This window comes from Photorhabdus akhurstii, assembly GCF_018448925.1.
Taxonomy (GTDB): Bacteria; Pseudomonadota; Gammaproteobacteria; order Enterobacterales; family Enterobacteriaceae; genus Photorhabdus; species Photorhabdus akhurstii.
Genome location: NZ_RCWE01000032.1, coordinates 32,473 through 51,871 on the forward strand (window position 1 = coordinate 32,473; position 19,399 = coordinate 51,871).

Genomic DNA, 19,399 nt, shown 5'->3' on the forward strand with positions numbered 1-19,399 from the left:
GTAATATCATAAATTGCTTGTTTTTAGGTATTGTAAATATCGAAAATATAAATGCAGATTATTAATCTGTTTTTATTATTATGTTGTGAATAATTCTTAAAATTACTCATCATTGAATAGAAATAGCTTACTTGGTGAGAAATAACAAGTTTATTACCTTAGATTTGTTGGCCATATTCCGGGTTTATAGACGTTCCCGGTTAAAAAAATTGACGGAAATAAAGAAGTAACATTGTTGATTATCATGCTAACTATATAATTGTATAAATATCGTGGAGATCTCAATATTCTGGTTGTTTGTTAAATGTTACATATTGATTATAAATTCGTATTTGATGAATAATTCCAAATTATTATTGGCATTATTGATACATGAATAATGATGACTAAATTCGTTGATAAGGTTATTAAATATAAATTTGTTGTTATATTAGACTTCATTAAATCATAATTGTTATATTTTTATTGTTTTGTTTACAAGGAATTAACAAAATTAAGATTTTTTTTCTAAAAACGGTGACCTATTTTTAATTTGGTTAAGAAGTTGTATTCAACATATCGTTATTTTTTCTTCGGGCTTTACTTGCCGAAGGTTGAAACAACATACCTATTATTTTAAGGGAGTAAATGCCCTTTTCTTTAATTTCTGGAGATGACTTTTGACCTCTCTTGCTTATGTTGACGCCCTTTGTGCGCTTGATCATCCTTATCGGGTCGATAATGTTTGTGACCAACTATTTGATGCTGCCATGCGTGAATTGACGCTGTACCACTGTGAAAATACTCCCGGTTATTCTCAGTGGTTGAAGGCTAACGGCTTGGAAGTAGAAAGACTGGAAAAACTGGACGATTGGTCGCGTTTGCCGCCTATTTTCGCTAATTATTTCAAACGCCAATTGTTGATCAGTAGTACCGGCAGGAATGCATTGGAATTAACCTCCTCTGGGACAACCGGCCAAAAGAGCCGTATGCGTTATGATGCACGCAGTATACGTGCGGCTCAAAATATGGTTGAACGAATTTTTGAATATTACGGTTGGAATACGCCGCAACAGCCTTGCAATTACTTGCTGTTAAGCTATGAACCTGCCGGTACGGTTACGTTGGGAACCGCGTATACCGATCAATATTTGTGTAAATATGCACCGGTAAACCAAGTCTGTTATGCGCTGCGCCACAATGGAAAAAGCAATGAGTTTGATCCTTTTGGCGTCATCCGATCCTTACAAGAGTTTGCAGCACAAGGGTTGCCGGTGCGTATCTTGGGCTTTCCGGCATTCTTGTGGTTCACGCTGGAACGGATGCAGGAAATGGGGTTGCCGCCGGTCCAGTTGCATCCTGAGTCACTGGTGTTTTTGGGGGGAGGCTGGAAAACGTACGCTGATAAAGCTATTCCAAGATCCTTGCTGTATCGGCGTTTGGGGGAACAACTGGGTATTCCTGACGAGCGGTGCCGGGATGGCTACGGTTCGGTGGAACATCCCGTGCCTTATGTTGAGTGCCGAAATCACCATTTTCATGTGCCGACCTATGCCCGCGCTTATATCCGCGATACGGCCAACATGGCGGTTCAACCCTACGGTAAGCCCGGTTTCCTGCATCTGGCGTCACCTTACATCACTTCCAGCCCGGCACACAGTATTGTGGTGAGCGATTTGGCGGTGTTACATCCGGCCGCTGAATGTGGTTGTGAGTTAGCGACCGATTGGTTTGAGTTATTGGGTCGTGCCGGTACCAGTAAAAGCCGCAGTTGTGCGATTGCCGCTTCTGAGTTGATCAAGGAGTCCTGAAATGTATTTAGTGAATGGTAAGGTTATCTCTGACTTGGAACCCGCGACTATATTGGCGGAACTGAAAAGTAATTTGGCTGAGACGTTGGCGTGTCCCCCAAGTGTACAACAGGTATTGGCGTGTGCTGAACGCTTTGTTGATGATCTCGATACTGTCGCGGCTAAGCTCACGCTGGATACAGCCGCAGTCGCCGCGTTACGTCACTTCTGTCATCGTGATGCTTTAGAGGCGAAGTTGCGGCACGAATTGGGCGAACAATCCTTTTCTCTGCGTCGCTTTGACTATACACAGCCCCGTTTTGAAACCTGGCAGCCGTTGGGATTGGTGGTGCATATCACGCCGTCCAACGCGCCTTTGCTGCCATTTATGGCAGTGTTAGAGAGTTTGTTAGTGGGCAATGTCAACTGGTTACGCCCTAGTAGCAGTGATCACGGCCTTAATGCGCGGATATTGGCTGAGTTTCTACGTTATGACCTGAGCGGCACGTTGGCGTCTTATATAGCTGTATTACCTTTGCCATCGGATCAATTATCAGAATTACTGGCGTGTGCTGATGCCGTATCCGCTTGGGGCAGTAATAGCGCGTTGACCGCTATCCGTAGCCAACTACGGCCCGGTTGCCGTTGGATAGATTGGGGACATCGTATCAGTTTTGCTTATTTGGACCCGATGGTTGCTAGTGATGCTGACTATGACGCGCTGGCTGATGATGTTTGCCGTTTTGACCAACAAGCGTGCTCCAGTCCACAGTGTTTATTGGTGGATAGCACTGACGAGAACGTTTTACGGGAGGTGGTTAGTGCTGTGGCCGCCGCATTGGAACGACGTGCGCCAGTATGGCCCGCTTTACAGCCGGACATACAGGAAGCGGCGGAAGTTAGCAGTCAGATGGCATTCTTACAGTTAGATCACACTTTTGCTGATCTTCGCGGTTCAATAGAGGAGGGTAATGGTTGGCGGGTAGCCTGGATACAGCGTCAAGAACTTGCGCCGTCACCACTGTACCGTACTTTGCAAGTCCGCCCGGCGCCACGTGCGCAATTGGTCGAGGTTTTGTTGCCGTGGCGTCCCTATTTGCAAAGTTGTGCTTTGATAGCTAAAGAAAAAGAGCTGCCGATGCTGAGTCGTCAGTTGTTGGCTGCCGGTGTTAGTCGGATATGCCAGGCTGGAACTATGCATGATGGCTATGAAGGTGAACCCCATGATGGTGTTTATGCATTGACTCGGTTGGCGCGACGTGTCTCAGTCAGCTTGAAAGCGGAACAACTGCCGGGCCATGTCTCATTGGATAAATTGTCGGCCAATCCGCCGGAACTGGCAGGGATTCCGGTGATGGATAAAGCAAAGTTTCAGAGTGGCGGCACGACGGCGAAAGCACAGGTGTTTTTCCGTAGCGGCGGCAGTAGCGGCGAGCCAAAACTGGCGGGTTTCAGCCATCGAGATTATCACAGCCAAATGCAGTCTTCGGCAGATGGCCTGTTTGCTGCTGGTCTGGACCCAGCACGAGACCGGGTAATGAATTTGCTGTATGGCGGTAATTTGTATGGCGGTCTGATGAGTTTCTTCACTATTCTGGATAAATTATCTGTGCCCCATTACCCGATGGGCGGCCCAATAGACGATGATTTTAGCCAAATCAGGCACTTTATTATCACTCAAGGGGTCAATACGCTGGTCGGGATGCCGAGCACTATACACCGATTGTTTGAATGTGAAGAGGCTGCGTTGCGTGCCTATGGCGGGGTACGTAAAATTTTTACTGGTGGTGAACATATTAACGAAGAGCGACGTCAGTTTCTGTCCAGTTTTGGTGTAGAGGTGATTCGTTCGGCAATTTACGGTTCCGTGGATGCAGGCCCGTTAGGTCATGCTTGCGCCTGTTGTCACGAGGGCGAATTCCATCTGTTATCTGATATTCAGTGGCTGGAGATCTTGGCTCTTGATAGTGATCAGCCTGTTCCGGCAGGGGAAAGCGGTCGGCTGGTGTTTACCCCTCTGGAAAGGGAAGGGCAGGTGGTCCAGCGTTACGATGTAGGTGACTTGGGTTATTGGCTTCCCGCTCTCTGTGACTGCGGATTACCAACGCCGCGATTTAAATTGGAAGGTCGTCATGGTGCATTGCTGCGGGTGGGGTCTATTTTTGTGAACCCAACAGCATTGTCAGCCGAGCTGGCGTTTCCGGTGCAGTGGTTGGTAGGAAACAACGCCGATGGCGGTGATTACATCCATGTGTTAGCCGATGGGGATGTTGACCAGGTGCGTACACATTTGCTGCAACATAAGATGCTGAACCAAGTTGTCAGTGGTGGATTGCTTCAATTGGAAGTTATTCCGACGTCGATGGGGCAGTTCCGTCGTCACCCGCAAAGTGGCAAAACGCCGCTGGTGCTGGATAGCCGATTCTGAGACCAATAATACTACTTTTTGGGTAAATCATGACACTATCATTACACGATCTGGTTGAATACGTCCGCAATCATTCCCCCTTTTTTAGGGATCTTTACCGTGATCTGCCTCGATCTGGCTGGGAGCTAATTGATCTGCCATTGATCAATCCCGCTGATTATTGGCAACAATCGCAATCGCTGGAGAACTGGCCGGTGTTAACCGGCCCTGTCAACGGCGGTCATGTTTTTAAGACCGGTGGTTCAACCAGTGACGGCAGGTTGTCGGTGTTCAGTTGTAGTGAATGGCGCGCTTTTATACGCGCATTTGGTCAAGGGATTGCACAACAATTACAACCTGGCGACCGCTTTGCTAATCTGTTTTTTTCTGGTGATTTGTACACCGGTTTGCTGTTTATTCACGGTGCCTTGTCCTATTCACCGGTGCCGGTGGTGGAGTATCCGTTTACCAGCTCCGTTGATGATCGGATACTGACCGACGCTATTATTAACTTGAATATTAATGTCTTGGCTGGGATGCCGGTGCAATTGCTGCGTTTTGCCAGTGCCTTGCAGCAGCGCGGCCAGTCTATGCCGGGCGTTGAGCGCCTGTTGTACGGTGGCGAAAGCCTGTTTCCAGAGCAATTGACACTGTTGAATCAGGTATTTCCTAATGCGCGTATTGGTTCAGTGGGTTGCGCTAGCGTTGACGCAGGTCTCATTGGGGCGGCGTCTCCTGATTGTTGTTATGGCGAACATCGGGTTTTTGATACGGAAACCATTATTGAAATTGTTGACGAAGCCAATGGTCAGCCGATTACGGAGCCAGGCCAAAATGGCCTATTAGTTGTCACCAACCTGCAACGACGCCTGATGCCGATTATCCGTTACCCTACCGGAGATATGGCTTGTTGGTGTGAAGCGCCGGGGCAGCCGCGACGCAAATTCGCTTTGCAGGGGCGGGCAGGAGGCGCTCACCGAATTCGAGTTGGTTCACTATCCATTTTTCCTGACCATATTGCGCGTTTACTGCGACAGCAAGCGGGTGTACTCGCTTGGCAGTTATTGCTGAGCCGTCAGAACGGCATGGATAACATACAACTCTTGTTAGCCGGAAATTCATCACTGATGCCATCGGCAACATCAATGCGTCAAGCATTGCTGAAGGACCAACCCGCTATGGCAAAGTTATGTGATCAGGGCTTCCTGCATGTGGAGGTCACTTACTGCGCCTTGGAAAATATGGTCACTCATCCTCGATCCGGTAAGTTGGTGCGGGTGGTTGATAATCGTGGTTATAGTGCTGAAGAGAAGGCGGCATGAGCATAAATCCAGTAATGCCATTCATTCGATTATTCCGGGAAGGGGATTCTACCGGTGTTAGTGCGTTATTTCGGGCTGTTTACGGCGAAGATTATGTCTACCCGGAAGTCTATTTACCCACGATGCTTGGCCGCTATAACGCGGCTAAACAGTGGTATTCTGCTGTTGCGGTACAGGATGGACGAGTATTAGGGCATGCGGCGCTGTGGCGGGATGAACAGTGTCCATTAAGCGCTGAATTGGCGTTGATCGCGGTACACCCGCAGGCGCGTGGGCAAGGGATTGCTACCGCATTGGGCCGATATTTGTGTCATCAGGCCAAGAAAATGGGGTTAAGCATACTCACGATTAAACAGGTGTCGTCACATAACCACAGCCAACGTTTGGCCCAAAATTTGGGCTTTCACACGACGGGTTTACTGCCGGATTATGTAACGTCACCATTTGATCAGGCACGGCCGGAAAGCATTGTGCTGGGGTGTTTGCCTTTACAAAGTTGGCCGTTTCCAGAGTTACATTGGCCTTCCGGTTGGCAAAGGTGGCTGACATCGGTGACTCAAGTGTTTGGTCAAGAGCCTCTGCAACCGGAGGAGCTGGCTGATGCGGATATCCGCATAACCAATCATGGACGTCGGTTGGAAGTGTGGATAGAAAAGCAGACAACCGAGCGGGTAAAAGAGGTGGCGGAGTTACCGGCACACAAACTGGTATATGTCAAACTGCCGGTAGGGGAAGGCACTCTCCAGGCGATGGAAATTTTGCAACAGGCGGGATTTGCCTGTACAGGGTTTGTGCCCGGTCATCATCATCGTTGGGAGGCTTTACTGGTTCGCGGGCATAGTAGGAAAGAGTTAGCCTTAAATTGTCAGTTTGCTCGCCGTTTGCATCAACAAAGCATGTTTGCTTGTGCAAGCGCATAGTTTTCCTGCAATGCTCAGAGGCAATCTGGTAAAGCTCATCAAAGCCTGAATAGTTTTGTAGATTGTTGACAAAGTGTTGGTCTTTCGGTCAGCACTTTGAACGGTTAATGATTAACAATTGACCGTGGCTTGCAAAAATCTGTTGTGTATTTCTGCTAACTCGTCACTGTTTCTTAAATTTATTCATGAAACTCACTTTTGTTTAATTTTTGTAATAAAATTGTTATAAAACATAGTGAATTACCAGTATCAATCGACATTATTTCTCTAATTTTCAGAATATTCCTATATACTTCTAAGTGAAATTCATTGCACTATTGATTACTTATTAATCCATAAGTGACAAAAGCATGATGATGATTTCAGTTAGATTCACTCTTCATGTTGTAAATCATTGGAGAAGTGAATAAATGGCAATAGGGTATTTCCTGCTCGTTGGTGATAAAACAACCTGTGGCGGACAGATTATCACCGGTGATCACACCATGACATTTAATGGGCGAGCAACCGCTCGTGAAGGGGATACAGTTACCTGTGGCAAACATCCCGGTACTTACACGATTGTCGGTGGTGTATCCGATGTGTTTGACATGGGGCGCAAGCTGGCTGGCACATTGGACAGTGTGAGTACTTGCCCCTGTCGGGCTAGGTTTATCAATTCCGAGATGGACAGCTATGAGAAGCAGGATAAGGCTGCTGACCGGGTTGCCGCTCCCACAAATATGGTGCAACAGCATTTCTCTTCTCCGGTAAAGGATGTGGGAAGCCCGCCCGCAACGCAGGCGCCTCCGCCGCCGATACCGGTGTTTACAAAGTCCTGCCAGCGGGGTAAAGGTTGTACCGATGCCGGAACCGAGCCTGAACCGGCGAATAACTTTGGCAGAATGGCGATATATCAGGTGCCGTCATCTCCCACTCCGGTGACGCCGCAAAAACCAGAACCGCCGCCACAAGAGAAGAAACACCCGCCAGAACCAGATAAGCCGCAGGATAAAAAATTACCGTGGTATAAGCGGTGGTTCCGTGGTGGTGAAGATAAAGCCGAAGCGGCTGCTACCGCCGTGGCCGCCACTGCCCGCAGCGCGGTAGCGGAAGGGGAAACGCTGGTGATGCGTTACATTGGCGGCGGCGCTATTAGTGCAGGACGTTGGCTGGCGGCACCGAATCCGGTGACAGTTGGATTAATGGGGCTGTTTTATTCACCGTCGTTGAATCAGGGGGAAGAGGATTACTTAGATCCGTATCGCCTGAGACAGATAGCGGAACAGTATGGTAAAGCACCAACGCGTGTACGTTTTCGCTGGATCAGAGATGAAAAAAGCGGCAGGATGACGGTTCAAGGATATCACGTCAGCCCGGAAGGTGGTCTGGATAAAGTACCGGTTCGCATGATGACGCTGAATCGGACCACCGGTAATTATGAGTTCTGGGAACCGGGAGAAACCCGGCCGACAATTTTATGGACGCCGAATGAGCAGGAATTCAAGGTTCCAGCCCATACCGGGAATGAAGAACAGCCGTTTATTCCGTCGCAAATAACCGTGTTGCCGATCCCGGATAAAGTGGGCAGCGATATTGAATCGTTGCCGATGCCGGAAGAGAAGGATTTCCGCGATTATATTCTGGTATTCCCCATTCCGAATATGCCGCCGGTGTATGTGTATCTGAGTAAACCTAGAAATGGATTGCCTCAAGATGGACACGACTATCATCCTGCCCCAAAAACAGAGGAAATTACTGGGGTTTCTGGGTTACGGTCAGCTAAGAAAAAAACTCCAAAACAAAGCGGAGGTGGTAAACGAGATAGATGGATCGATAGCAAAGGCCGCCGAATTTATGAATGGGACTCTCAACATGGTGAATTGGAGGTTTACCGGGTAAGTGACGGTGAGCACCTTTGCTCTGTAGATTATAAGACTGGGAAAGAGTTAAAACCCGCTGTCAAAGGACGAAACATTAAACAGTATTTGTGAGGTATATAATGGGATTGAAATTAAGATTGGAGTGGTTTGATAAACAAACAGAATTAGGGGAAGGGTGTGAGTATTCCAAGGATTTTGGAGATAATGCTGATGTTATGGCTAGTGGGTTGGGAATATCAACAGAAGATAATATAAATAACGGTGGCTTTGATGTGGAATCTAAATGGGTGAGCGTTTTACAGCCTCACTTCTGTCATCAAATTGATTTATCAGCTTATGATTATCAAATCTCTTTTGATTATAGAGATTTGTGGTGAATAGAGATTCAGCGGATAGTGGGATAGCGGGCAACAAACCATTATCCGTGTTTAATATAGGTTCTGTTCCACATACGCCAGATTTTGTGTATAAATGACTATCAACGTTGAAGCCCTAATTAATAGCTTAGGGAAAACTTATCAGGAAATTTTTGATGAGGGATTAATTCCTTATAGAAGCAAACCAAATGGTCCTCCGGGGGTACTTAATATTGGTATTGATATGGTGAAAGAGGGGATTTTTTTATCGTTTGAACGGAGTAGTAAAATATTAAACGAAATTACTTTAAGGTTGCTTAGGGACGATAAAGCTTCATTTATATTCCCAAATGAATTGCCATCACCATTGACGCATTCTATGGATAGGAAGTGGATTAAAGAAAACTTAGGTGGTCCGATTAAATCAATACCGCCAAGGCAAATTTTGAAAAGGCAGTTTGGTTGGAAAGATTTATATCGTTTCACAGACGAAATCAGTATGCAGATTTCTTATGACATGATGGAACGAGTGAAATCGGTAACGTTTTTGCCTACCTCAGAAGTACGTTGGTAATCAACAGATTATGAGTGGTTATTTTTAAAAGCCAATTCATTTGCAAACAGTTTGAAAAGGTAAATCTCAGATGCATTTGGCTAAATCAATAACGGAGGTTATATAAATAATGACGATTAACATTGAAGCCCTAATTAATAGCTTAGGGAAAACCTATCAGGAGATTTTTGATAAAGGACTAATCCCTTATAAAACCAAGCCGTCAGGTTTTCCCGGAGACTCTGATATATCTCTTGATATGGCTAAAGAAGGGGCTTTCTTATCATTTTTGCGAGAAAATAAAGTACTTACTGAGATAACGTTAACTTTAATTAATCACAGACGACCTAATTTTATATTTCCTAATGAATTGCCTCCCCCTTTGATACCGCTGATGTCTCGACAGTGGGTTCATGAACATTTTGGTGAGCCTGAAAAATCACTTCCGCTAAGGAAAAGATTAACTAGAGAAATTGGCTGGACTGAGTTATATACTTTATTGGATTTTCGTATTCCAACTAGCATGCAGGTTGATTACAATTTGCTGGAGCAAGTCAGAATGGTGACTTTTTTGCCTACGTCAGAGGTGCGTTGGTAATTAATATATATGATAGGTTTTTTTAAAATCCAATTCATTTGCGGGTAATTTGAAAAATAAAATCGTAGATGAATTGGACTAACTAAGAGTAGGAGTTTATACAAATGACAGTCAACATAGATGCGCTAATAAATAGCTTAGGGAAGTCTTATTAGGAAATTTTTGATGAAGGGCTAATTCCTTATAAAACTAAACCAACAGGATATCCTGGAGATCCTAATATATCCCTGCATATGATTAAAGAAGGTGTACATCTTGCTTTTAAGAGAGATGGTAGGGTTTTATTTGCGATAGGGCTTATTTTGATTGATGAAAAAAAAGATTCATACCAATTTCCAAATGAACTACCATCACCACTAATTCCTATAATGTCCCGGCAATGGATTCATGAACAGTTTGGCGAGCCTGAAAGATCACTTCCGCCGAGGAAAAGGTTAACTAAAGGAATTGGTTGGACTGAGCTATATACCTTATTGGATTTCCGTATTCTAACCAGCATGCAGGTTGATTACGATTTGCTGGAGCGGGTCAGGTTGGTGACTTTTTTACCCACATCAGCAGTGCGTTGGTAATCAATAAAGAGCCTCTCATTTAGATCTTTAGCTGTTTGAGTATGCGAAATTTGACTCATTCACTTCTCATTACCCTCCAATAGGTTATTTGTTTAAAAAAATAATAAAGATACGCGAGTAATCTTCATCATATTGATATAAAAGATTATTTTTATGCCATTGCCACCATTATTCATCAATATTCCGGCATATCAGGTATTACCTTATTCAAGACGCGATATTGCAAACTATTGTTAATTATTTTGTAAATTAATTATAAATATACGTAAATGTTTATTCTAAATAATTATATAAAGGTAAAGTTATTTTATTGTCTGCATTTTGTTTTTTAATGTAAGCAAGTTTTGTGATTTATTATATTTTTCCTCACACATCATCACTGTGTATAGCGCCTTTAGAAGGTAGGAGGACCTGATGTTCTAAATGCGCATGTTTGATTTGGTCCCTCTTTTATACATAACGATGGTGATTATTTTTTGCGCGAAAAAACCTGTTTCTCATGATAAACCTCAATTCAGGAGTCCGTATGAATCAACTCGCCAGTCCCCTGATTTCCCGCACCGAAGAGATCCACAACTTACCCGGTAAATTGACCGATCTTGGTTATACCTCAGTGTTTGATGTGGTACGTATGCCGCGTGAGCGTTTTATTCGTGAGCATCGTGCTGATCTCGGGCGCAGTGCTGAAAAAATGTATGACCTGGCAGTGGGCTATGCTCATCAGGTGTTACACCATTTTCGCCGTAATTCTCTTAGTGAAGCTGTTCAGTTTGGCTTGAGAAGTCCGTTCTCCGTATCAGGCCCGGATTACGCCAATCAGTTTCTTGATGCAAACACGGGTTGGAAAGATAAAGCACCAAGTGGATCACCGGAAGCCAATGATGCGCCGGTAGCCTATCTGACTCATATTTATCAATTGGCCCTTGAACAGGAAAAGAATGGCGCCACTACCATTATGAATACGCTGGCGGAGCGTCGCCCCGATCTGGGTGCTTTGTTAATTAATGATAAAGCAATCAATGAGGTGATACCGCAATTGCAGTTGGTCAATGAAATTCTGTCCAAAGCTATTCAGAAGAAACTGAGTTTGACTGATCTGGAAGCGGTAAACGCCAGACTTTCCACTACCCGTTACCCGAATAATCTGCCGTATCATTATGGTCATCAGCAGATTCAGACAGCTCAATCGGTATTGGGTACTACGTTGCAAGATATCACTTTGCCACAGACGCTGGATCTGCCGCAAAACTTCTGGGCAACAGCAAAAGGAAAACTGAGCGATACGACTGCCAGTGCTTTGACCCGACTGCAAATCATGGCGAGTCAGTTTTCGCCAGAGCAGCAGAAAATCATTACGGAGACTGTCGGTCAGGATTTCTATCAGCTTAACTATGGTGACAGTTCGCTTACTGTGAATAGTTTCAGCGACATGACCATAATGACTGATCGAACAAGTTTGACTGTACCCCAGGTAGAACTGATGTTGTGTTCAACTGTCGGAGGTTCTACGGTTGTTAAGTCTGATAATGTGAGTTCTGGTGACACGACAGCGACGCCATTTGCGTATGGCGCCCGCTTTATTCATGCCGGTAAGCCGGAGGCGATTACCCTGAGTCGCAGTGGTGCGGAGGCGCATTTTGCTCTGACGGTTAACAATCTGACAGATGACAAGTTGGACCGTATTAACCGCACAGTGCGCCTGCAAAAATGGCTGAATCTGCCTTATGAGGATATTGACCTGTTAGTGACTTCTGCTATGGATGCGGAAACAGGAAATACCGCGCTGTCGATGAACGACAATACGCTGCGTATGTTGGGAGTGTTCAAACATTATCAGGCGAAGTATGGTGTTAGCGCTAAACAATTTGCTGGCTGGCTGCGCGTAGTGGCCCCGTTTGCCATTACACCGGCAACGCCGTTTTTAGACCAAGTGTTTAACTCCGTCGGCACCTTTGATACACCGTTTGTGATAGATAATCAGGATTTTGTCTATACATTGACCACCGGGGGCGATGGGGCGCGTGTTAAGCATATCAGCACGGCACTGGGCCTCAATCATCGTCAGTTCCTGTTATTGGCGGATAATATTGCCCGTCAACAGGGGAATGTCACGCAAAGCACACTCAACTGTAATCTGTTTGTGGTGTCAGCTTTCTACCGTCTGGCTAATTTGGCGCGCACATTGGGGATAAATCCAGAGTCTTTCTGTGCCTTGGTTGATCGATTAGATGCAGGTACAGGCATCGTCTGGCAGCAATTGGCAGGGAAACCCACAATCACGGTACCACAAAAAGATTCCCCGCTGGCGGCGGATATTCTGAGTTTGCTGCAAGCGCTAAGTGCGATTGCTCAATGGCAACAACAGCACGATTTAGAATTTTCAGCACTGCTTTTGCTGTTGAGTGACAACCCTATTTCTACCTCGCAGGGCACTGACGATCAATTGAACTTTATCCGTCAAGTGTGGCAGAACCTAGGCAGTACGTTTGTGGGTGCAACATTGTTGTCCCGCAGTGGGGCACCATTAGTCGATACCAACGGCCACGCTATTGACTGGTTTGCTCTGCTCTCAGCAGGTAATAGTCCGCTTATCGATAAGGTTGGTCTGGTGACTGATGCTGGCATACAAAGTGTTATAGCAACGGTGGTCAATACACAAAGCTTATCTGATGAAGATAAGAAGCTGGCAATCACTACTCTGACTAATACGTTGAATCAGGTACAGAAAACTCAACAGGGCGTGGCCGTCAGTCTGTTGGCGCAGACTCTGAACGTGAGTCAGTCACTGCCTGCGTTATTGTTGCGCTGGAGTGGACAAACAACCTACCAGTGGTTGAGTGCGACTTGGGCATTGAAGGATGCCGTTAAGACTGCCGCCGATATTCCCGCTGACTATCTGCGTCAATTACGTGAAGTGGTACGCCGCTCCTTGTTGACCCAACAATTCACGCTGAGTCCTGCAATGGTGCAAACCTTGCTGGACTATCCAGCCTATTTTGGCGCTTCCGCAGAAACAGTGACCGATATCAGTTTGTGGATGCTTTATACCCTGAGCTGTTATAGCGATTTATTGCTCCAAATGGGTGAAGCTGGTGGTACCGAAGATGATGTACTGGCCTACTTACGCACAGCTAATGCTACCACACCGTTGAGCCAATCTGATGCTGCACAGACGTTGGCAACGCTATTGGGTTGGGAGGTTAACGAGTTGCAAGCCGCTTGGTCGGTATTGGGCGGGATTGCCAAAACCACACCGCAACTGGATGCGCTTCTGCGTTTGCAACAGGCACAGAACCAAACTGGTCTTGGCGTTACACAGCAACAGCAAGGCTATCTCCTGAGTCGTGACAGTGATTATACCCTTTGGCAAAGCACCGGTCAGGCGCTGGTGGCTGGCGTATCCCATGTCAAGGGCAGTAACTGAGCATGGCAGAGCTCACTACCTGAGTGGATTTGATTTTTCCGTATGGCCTAATGAGGCTATTTCTAAACCGCCATTTAAGTAAGGCAGATAATTATGTTATCGACAATGGAAAAACAACTGAATGAATCCCAGCGTGATGCGTTGGTGACTGGCTATATGAATTTTGTGGCGCCGACGTTGAAAGGCGTCAGTGGTCAGCCGGTGACGGTGGAAGATTTATACGAATATTTGCTGATTGACCCGGAAGTGGCTGATGAGGTTGAGACGAGTCGGGTAGCACAAGCGATTGCCAGCATACAGCAATATATGACTCGTCTGGTCAACGGCTCTGAACCGGGGCGTCAGGCGATGGAGCCTTCTACAGCTAACGAATGGCGTGATAATGATAACCAATATGCTATCTGGGCTGCGGGGGCTGAGGTTCGAAATTACGCTGAAAACTATATTTCACCCATCACCCGGCAGGAAAAAAGCCATTATTTCTCGGAGCTGGAGACGACTTTAAATCAGAATCGACTCGATCCGGATCGTGTGCAGGATGCTGTTTTGGCGTATCTCAATGAGTTTGAGGCAGTGAGTAATCTATATGTGCTCAGTGGTTATATTAATCAGGATAAATTTGACCAAGCTATCTACTACTTTATTGGTCGCACTACCACTAAACCGTATCGCTACTACTGGCGTCAGATGGATTTGAGTAAGAACCGTCAAGATCCGGCAGGGAATCCGGTGACGCCAAATTGCTGGAATGATTGGCAGGAAATCACTTTGCCGCTGTCTGGTGATACGGTGCTGGAGCATACAGTTCGCCCGGTATTTTATAATGATCGACTATATGTGGCTTGGGTTGAGCGTGACCCGGCAGTACAGAAGGATGCTGACGGTAAAAACATCGGTAAAACCCATGCCTACAACATAAAGTTTGGTTATAAACGTTATGATGATACTTGGACAGCGCCGAATACGACCACGTTAATGACACAACAAGCAGGGGAAAGTTCAGAAACACAGCGATCCAGCCTGCTGATTGATGAATCTAGCACCACATTGCGCCAAGTTAATCTGTTGGCTACCACCGATTTTAGTATCGATCCGACGGAGGAAACGGACAGTAACCCGTATGGCCGCCTAATGTTGGGGGTGTTTGTCCGTCAATTTGAAGGTGATGGGGCCAATAGAAAAAATAAACCCGTTGTTTATGGTTATCTCTATTGTGACTCAGCTTTCAATCGTCATGTTCTCAGGCCGTTAAGTAAGAACTTTTTGTTCAGTACTTACCGTGATGAAACGGATGGTCAAAACAGCTTGCAATTTGCGGTATACGATAAAAAGTATGTAATTACTAAGGTTGTTACAGGTGCAACGGAAGATCCCGAAAATACAGGATGGGTAAGTAAAGTTGATGACTTGAAACAAGGCACTACTGGGGCCTATGTGTATATCGATCAAGATGGCCTGACGCTTCATATACAAACCACAACTAATGGGGATTTTATTAACCGTCATACGTTTGGATATAACGATCTTGTATATGATTCTAAGTCTGGTTATGGTTTCACGTGGTCAGGAAATGAAGGTTTTTATCTGGATTACCATGATGGAAATTATTACACCTTTCATAATGCAATAATCAACTACTATCCGTCTGGATATGGTGGTGGATCTGTTCCTAATGGAACGTGGGCGTTAGAGCAAAGGGTTAATGAGGGATGGGCTATTTCCCCCCTGCTTGATACTCTCCATACTGTTACTGTGAAGGGCAGTTATATCGCTTGGGAAGGGGAAACACCTACCGGTTATAATCTGTATATTCCAGACGGTACCGTGTTGCTAGATTGGTCTGATAAAATAAATTTTGCTATTGGTCTTGATAAGCTTGAGGCTGTATTCACGTCGCCAGATTGGCCAACATTAACCACTATCAAAAACTTCAAGAAAATCGCCGATAACCGCAAATTCTATCAGGAAATCAATGCTGAGACGGCGGATGGACGCAACTTGTTTAAACGTTACAGTGATCAAACTTTCAGACTTGCCAGCGGTGCAACTTATTCTACAACTTATACCTTGTCCGAGGCGGATTTCTCCACCGATCCGGATAAAAACTACCTACAGGTTTGTTTGAATGTTGTGTGGGATCATTATGACCGGCCATCAGGGAAAAAAGGGGCCTATTCTTGGGTCTGTAAGTGGTTCAATGTCTATGTCGCGTTGCAGGATAGTAAGGCGCCAGATGCCATTCCTCGATTGATTTCCCGTTATGATAGTAAACGTGGTCTGGTGCAATATCTGGACTTCTTGACCTCATCATTACCCGCGAAAACCCGCCTTAACACCACCTTTGTGCGTACTTTGATTGAGAAGGCTAATCTGGGGCTGGATAGTTTGCTGGATTACACCTTGCAGGCAGATCCTTCTCTGGAAGCAGATTTAGTGACTGACGGCAAAAGCGAACCAATGGACTTTAACGGTTCAAATGGTCTCTATTTCTGGGAGTTATTCTTTCACCTGCCGTTTCTGGTTGCTACACGATTTGCCAACGAACAGCAATTTTCGCCGGCACAAAAGAGTTTGCATTACATCTTTGATCCGGCGATGAAAAACAAGCCACACAATGCCCCGGCTTACTGGAATGTACGTCCGTTGGTTGAAGGAAACAGCGATTTGTCACGTCATTTGGACGATTCTATAGACCCAGATACTCAAGCTTATGCTCATCCGGTGATATACCAGAAAGCGGTGTTTATTGCCTATGTCAGTAACCTGATTGCTCAGGGAGATATGTGGTATCGCCAATTGACTCGTGACGGTCTGACTCAGGCCCGTGTCTATTACAATCTGGCCGCTGAATTGCTAGGGCCTCGTCCGGATGTATCGCTGAGTAGCATTTGGACGCCGCAAACCCTGGATACCTTAGCCGCCGGGCAAAAAGCGGTTTTACGTGATTTTGAGCACCAGTTGGCTAATAGTGATACCGCTTTACCCGCATTGCCGGGCCGCAATGTCAGCTACTTGAAACTGGCAGATAATGGCTACTTTAATGAACCGCTCAATGTTCTGATGTTGTCTCACTGGGATACGTTGGATGCACGGTTATACAATCTGCGTCATAACCTGACCGTTGATGGCAAGCCGCTTTCGCTGCCGCTGTATGCTGCGCCTGTTGATCCGGTAGCGTTGTTGGCTCAGCGTGCTCAGTCCGGCACGTTGACGAATGGCGTCAGTGGCGCCATATTGACGGTGCCGCCATACCGTTTCAGCGCTATGTTGCCGCGAGCTTACAGCGCCGTGGGTACGTTGACCAGTTTTGGTCAGAACCTGCTTAGTTTGTTGGAACGTAGCGAACGAGCCGGTCAAGAAGAGTTGGCGCAACAGCAACTGTTGGATATGTCCAGCTATGCTATCACGTTGCAACAACAGGCGCTGGATGGATTGGCGGCAGATCGTCTGGCGCTGCTAGCTAGTCAGGCTACGGCACAACAGCGTCATGACCATTATTACACTCTGTATCAGAACAACATCTCCAGTGCGGAACAACTGGTGATGGACACCCAAACGTCAGCACAATCCCTGATTTCTTCTTCCACTGGTGTACAAACTGCCAGTGGGGCACTGAAAGTGATCCCGAATATCTTTGGTTTGGCTGATGGCGGCTCGCGCTATGAAGGAGTAACGGAAGCGATTGCCATCGGGTTAATGGCTGCCGGACAAGCCACCAGCGTGGTGGCCGAGCGTCTGGCAACCACGGAGAATTACCGCCGCCGCCGTGAAGAGTGGCAAATCCAATACCAGCAGGCACAGTCTGAGGTCGACGCATTACAGAAACAGTTGGATGCGCTGGCAGTGCGCGAGAAAGCAGCTCAAACTTCCCTGCAACAGGCGAAGGCACAGCAGGTACAAATTCGGACCATGCTGACTTACTTAACTACTCGTTTCACCCAGGCGACTCTGTACCAGTGGCTGAGTGGTCAATTATCCGCGTTGTATTATCAAGCGTATGATGCCGTGGTTGCTCTCTGCCTCTCCGCCCAAGCTTGCTGGCAGTATGAATTGGGTGATTACGCTACCACTTTTATCCAGACCGGTACCTGGAACGACCATTACCGTGGTTTGCAAGTGGGGGAGACACTGCAACTCAATTTGCATCAGATGGAAGCGGCCTATTTAGTTCGTCACGAACGCCGTCTTAATGTGATCCGTACTGTGTCGCTCAAAAGCCTATTGGGTGATGATGGTTTTGGTAAGTTAAAAACCGAAGGCAAAGTCGACTTTCCATTAAGCGAAAAGCTGTTTGACAACGACTATCCGGGGCACTATTTGCGCCAGATTAAAACTGTGTCAGTGACGTTGCCGACGTTAGTCGGGCCGTATCAAAACGTGAAGGCAACGCTCACTCAGACCAGCAGCAGTATATTGTTAGCAGCAGATATCAATGGTGTTAAACGTCTCAATGATCCGACAGGTAAAGAGGGTGATGCGACGCATATTGTCACCAATCTGCGTGCCAGCCAGCAGGTGGCGCTCTCTTCTGGCATTAATGATGCCGGTAGCTTTGAGTTGCGTTTGGAAGATGAGCGCTATCTATCATTTGAGGGGACTGGAGCTGTTTCCAAATGGACTCTTAACTTCCCGCGTTCTGTGGATGAGCATATTGACGATAAGACATTGAAAGCGGATGAGATGCAGGCCGCACTGTTGGCGAATATGGATGATGTGCTGGTGCAGGTGCATTATACCGCCTGCGACGGCGGCGCCAGTTTCGCAAACCAGGTCAAGAAAACACTCTCTTAAATTAACTTTTAACTAATCCCTCCCACTCTGTTCGCCAGAGTGGGAGAAGGTTTGTCATATCTAAAATCAATCTTGCGATCTTTCTCCATTTCATTGGAAGGGAAGCTGTAAAACAAATAAGGAATATGATATGAGTCCGTCTGAGACTACTCTTTATACTCAAACCCCAACAGTCAGCGTGTTAGATAATCGCGGTCTGTCCATTCGTGATATTGGTTTTCACCGTATTGTAATCGGGGGGGATACTGACACCCGCGTCACCCGTCACCAGTATGATGCCCGTGGACACCTGAACTACAGTATTGACCCACGCTTGTATGATGCAAAGCAGGCTGATAACTCAGTAAAGCCTAATTTTGTCTGGCAGCATGATCTGGCCGGTCATGCCCTGCGGACAGAGAGTGTCGATGCTGGTCGTACTGTTGCATTGAATGATATTGAAGGTCGTTCGGTAATGACAATGAATGCGACCGGTGTTCGTCAGACCCGTCGCTATGAAGGCAACACCTTGCCCGGTCGCTTGTTATCTGTGAGCGAGCAAGTTTTCAACCAAGAGAGTGCTAAAGTGACAGAGCGCTTTATCTGGGCTGGGAATACAACCTCGGAGAAAGAGTATAACCTCTCCGGTCTGTGTATACGCCACTACGACACAGCGGGAGTGACCCGGTTGATGAGTCAGTCACTGGCGGGCGCCATGCTATCCCAATCTCACCAATTGCTGGCGGAAGGGCAGGAGGCTAACTGGAGCGGTGACGACGAAACTGTCTGGCAGGGAATGCTGGCAAGTGAGGTCTATACGACACAAAGTACCACTAATGCCATCGG

Annotated in this window: 11 protein-coding genes and 1 pseudogene; all 12 read left to right on the top strand. The window is 46.5% G+C overall.

Annotated elements, in window-relative coordinates; translation table 11 throughout:
• Positions 1-659: 659 nt before the first annotated feature.
• A complete protein-coding gene (locus EAE93_RS21385) occupies positions 660-1,790 on the top strand; it encodes a LuxE/PaaK family acyltransferase (protein WP_036809532.1) in 1,131 nt (376 codons plus the stop codon).
• A gap of 1 nt (position 1,791) precedes the next feature.
• A complete protein-coding gene (locus EAE93_RS21390; protein WP_214040525.1) occupies positions 1,792-4,197 on the top strand; it encodes an acyl-CoA reductase in 2,406 nt (801 codons plus the stop codon).
• A 29-nt stretch (positions 4,198-4,226) separates the two neighbouring features.
• Positions 4,227-5,498 (top strand): phenylacetate--CoA ligase family protein, encoded by a 1,272-nt coding sequence (locus tag EAE93_RS21395; RefSeq protein ID WP_214040526.1) that lies wholly within the window; start codon positions 4,227-4,229, stop codon positions 5,496-5,498.
• On the top strand, positions 5,495-6,418 hold the full coding sequence (locus tag EAE93_RS21400; RefSeq protein WP_105398047.1) for a GNAT family N-acetyltransferase: 924 nt from the start codon (positions 5,495-5,497) through the stop codon (positions 6,416-6,418). Before EAE93_RS21395 ends, EAE93_RS21400 begins: the two co-directional genes overlap by 4 nt.
• Before the next feature lie 410 nt (positions 6,419-6,828).
• Positions 6,829-8,391 (top strand): S-type pyocin domain-containing protein, encoded by a 1,563-nt coding sequence (locus tag EAE93_RS21405; RefSeq protein WP_214040527.1) that lies wholly within the window; start codon positions 6,829-6,831, stop codon positions 8,389-8,391.
• Between the two features lie 8 nt (positions 8,392-8,399).
• Positions 8,400-8,657 (top strand): colicin E3-like toxin immunity protein, encoded by a 258-nt coding sequence (locus EAE93_RS21410; RefSeq protein ID WP_036778200.1) that lies wholly within the window; start codon positions 8,400-8,402, stop codon positions 8,655-8,657.
• Between the two features lie 94 nt (positions 8,658-8,751).
• Entirely contained in the window at positions 8,752-9,210 is a 459-nt protein-coding gene (locus tag EAE93_RS21415) for a DUF6392 family protein (RefSeq protein WP_036809521.1), read from the top strand.
• Positions 9,211-9,319: 109 nt separating this feature from the next.
• Positions 9,320-9,787, top strand: a complete 468-nt coding sequence (locus EAE93_RS21420; protein WP_214040528.1) for a DUF6392 family protein — start codon at positions 9,320-9,322, stop codon at positions 9,785-9,787.
• 158 nt (positions 9,788-9,945) lie between these two features.
• A complete protein-coding gene (locus tag EAE93_RS24810; RefSeq protein WP_235201007.1) occupies positions 9,946-10,359 on the top strand; it encodes a DUF6392 family protein in 414 nt (137 codons plus the stop codon).
• A 526-nt stretch (positions 10,360-10,885) separates the two neighbouring features.
• Positions 10,886-13,783: an insecticidal toxin complex protein TccA gene (gene tccA / locus EAE93_RS21425; protein ID WP_214040529.1), complete on the top strand. Its 2,898-nt coding sequence runs from the start codon at positions 10,886-10,888 to the stop codon at positions 13,781-13,783.
• A gap of 93 nt (positions 13,784-13,876) precedes the next feature.
• Entirely contained in the window at positions 13,877-18,574 is a 4,698-nt protein-coding gene (gene tccB, locus EAE93_RS21430) for an insecticidal toxin complex protein TccB (RefSeq protein WP_214040530.1), read from the top strand.
• A 130-nt stretch (positions 18,575-18,704) separates the two neighbouring features.
• Positions 18,705-19,399 (top strand): annotated as a pseudogene (locus tag EAE93_RS21435) (RHS repeat protein); the annotation flags it as partial.

Excerpts from the sequence above, each read along its gene's own strand:
- tccA (WP_214040529.1), top strand. The coding sequence starts at position 10,886 with ATGAATCAACTCGCCAGTCCCCTGATTTCCCGCACCGAAGAGATCCAC.
- EAE93_RS21400 (WP_105398047.1), top strand. The coding sequence starts at position 5,495 with ATGAGCATAAATCCAGTAATGCCATTCATTCGATTATTCCGGGAAGGG.
- EAE93_RS21415 (WP_036809521.1), top strand. The coding sequence starts at position 8,752 with ATGACTATCAACGTTGAAGCCCTAATTAATAGCTTAGGGAAAACTTAT.
- EAE93_RS21390 (WP_214040525.1), top strand. The coding sequence starts at position 1,792 with ATGTATTTAGTGAATGGTAAGGTTATCTCTGACTTGGAACCCGCGACT.
- EAE93_RS21395 (WP_214040526.1), top strand. The coding sequence starts at position 4,227 with ATGACACTATCATTACACGATCTGGTTGAATACGTCCGCAATCATTCC.
- EAE93_RS21410 (WP_036778200.1), top strand. The coding sequence starts at position 8,400 with ATGGGATTGAAATTAAGATTGGAGTGGTTTGATAAACAAACAGAATTA.
- EAE93_RS21405 (WP_214040527.1), top strand. The coding sequence starts at position 6,829 with ATGGCAATAGGGTATTTCCTGCTCGTTGGTGATAAAACAACCTGTGGC.
- EAE93_RS21420 (WP_214040528.1), top strand. The coding sequence starts at position 9,320 with ATGACGATTAACATTGAAGCCCTAATTAATAGCTTAGGGAAAACCTAT.
- tccB (WP_214040530.1), top strand. The coding sequence starts at position 13,877 with ATGTTATCGACAATGGAAAAACAACTGAATGAATCCCAGCGTGATGCG.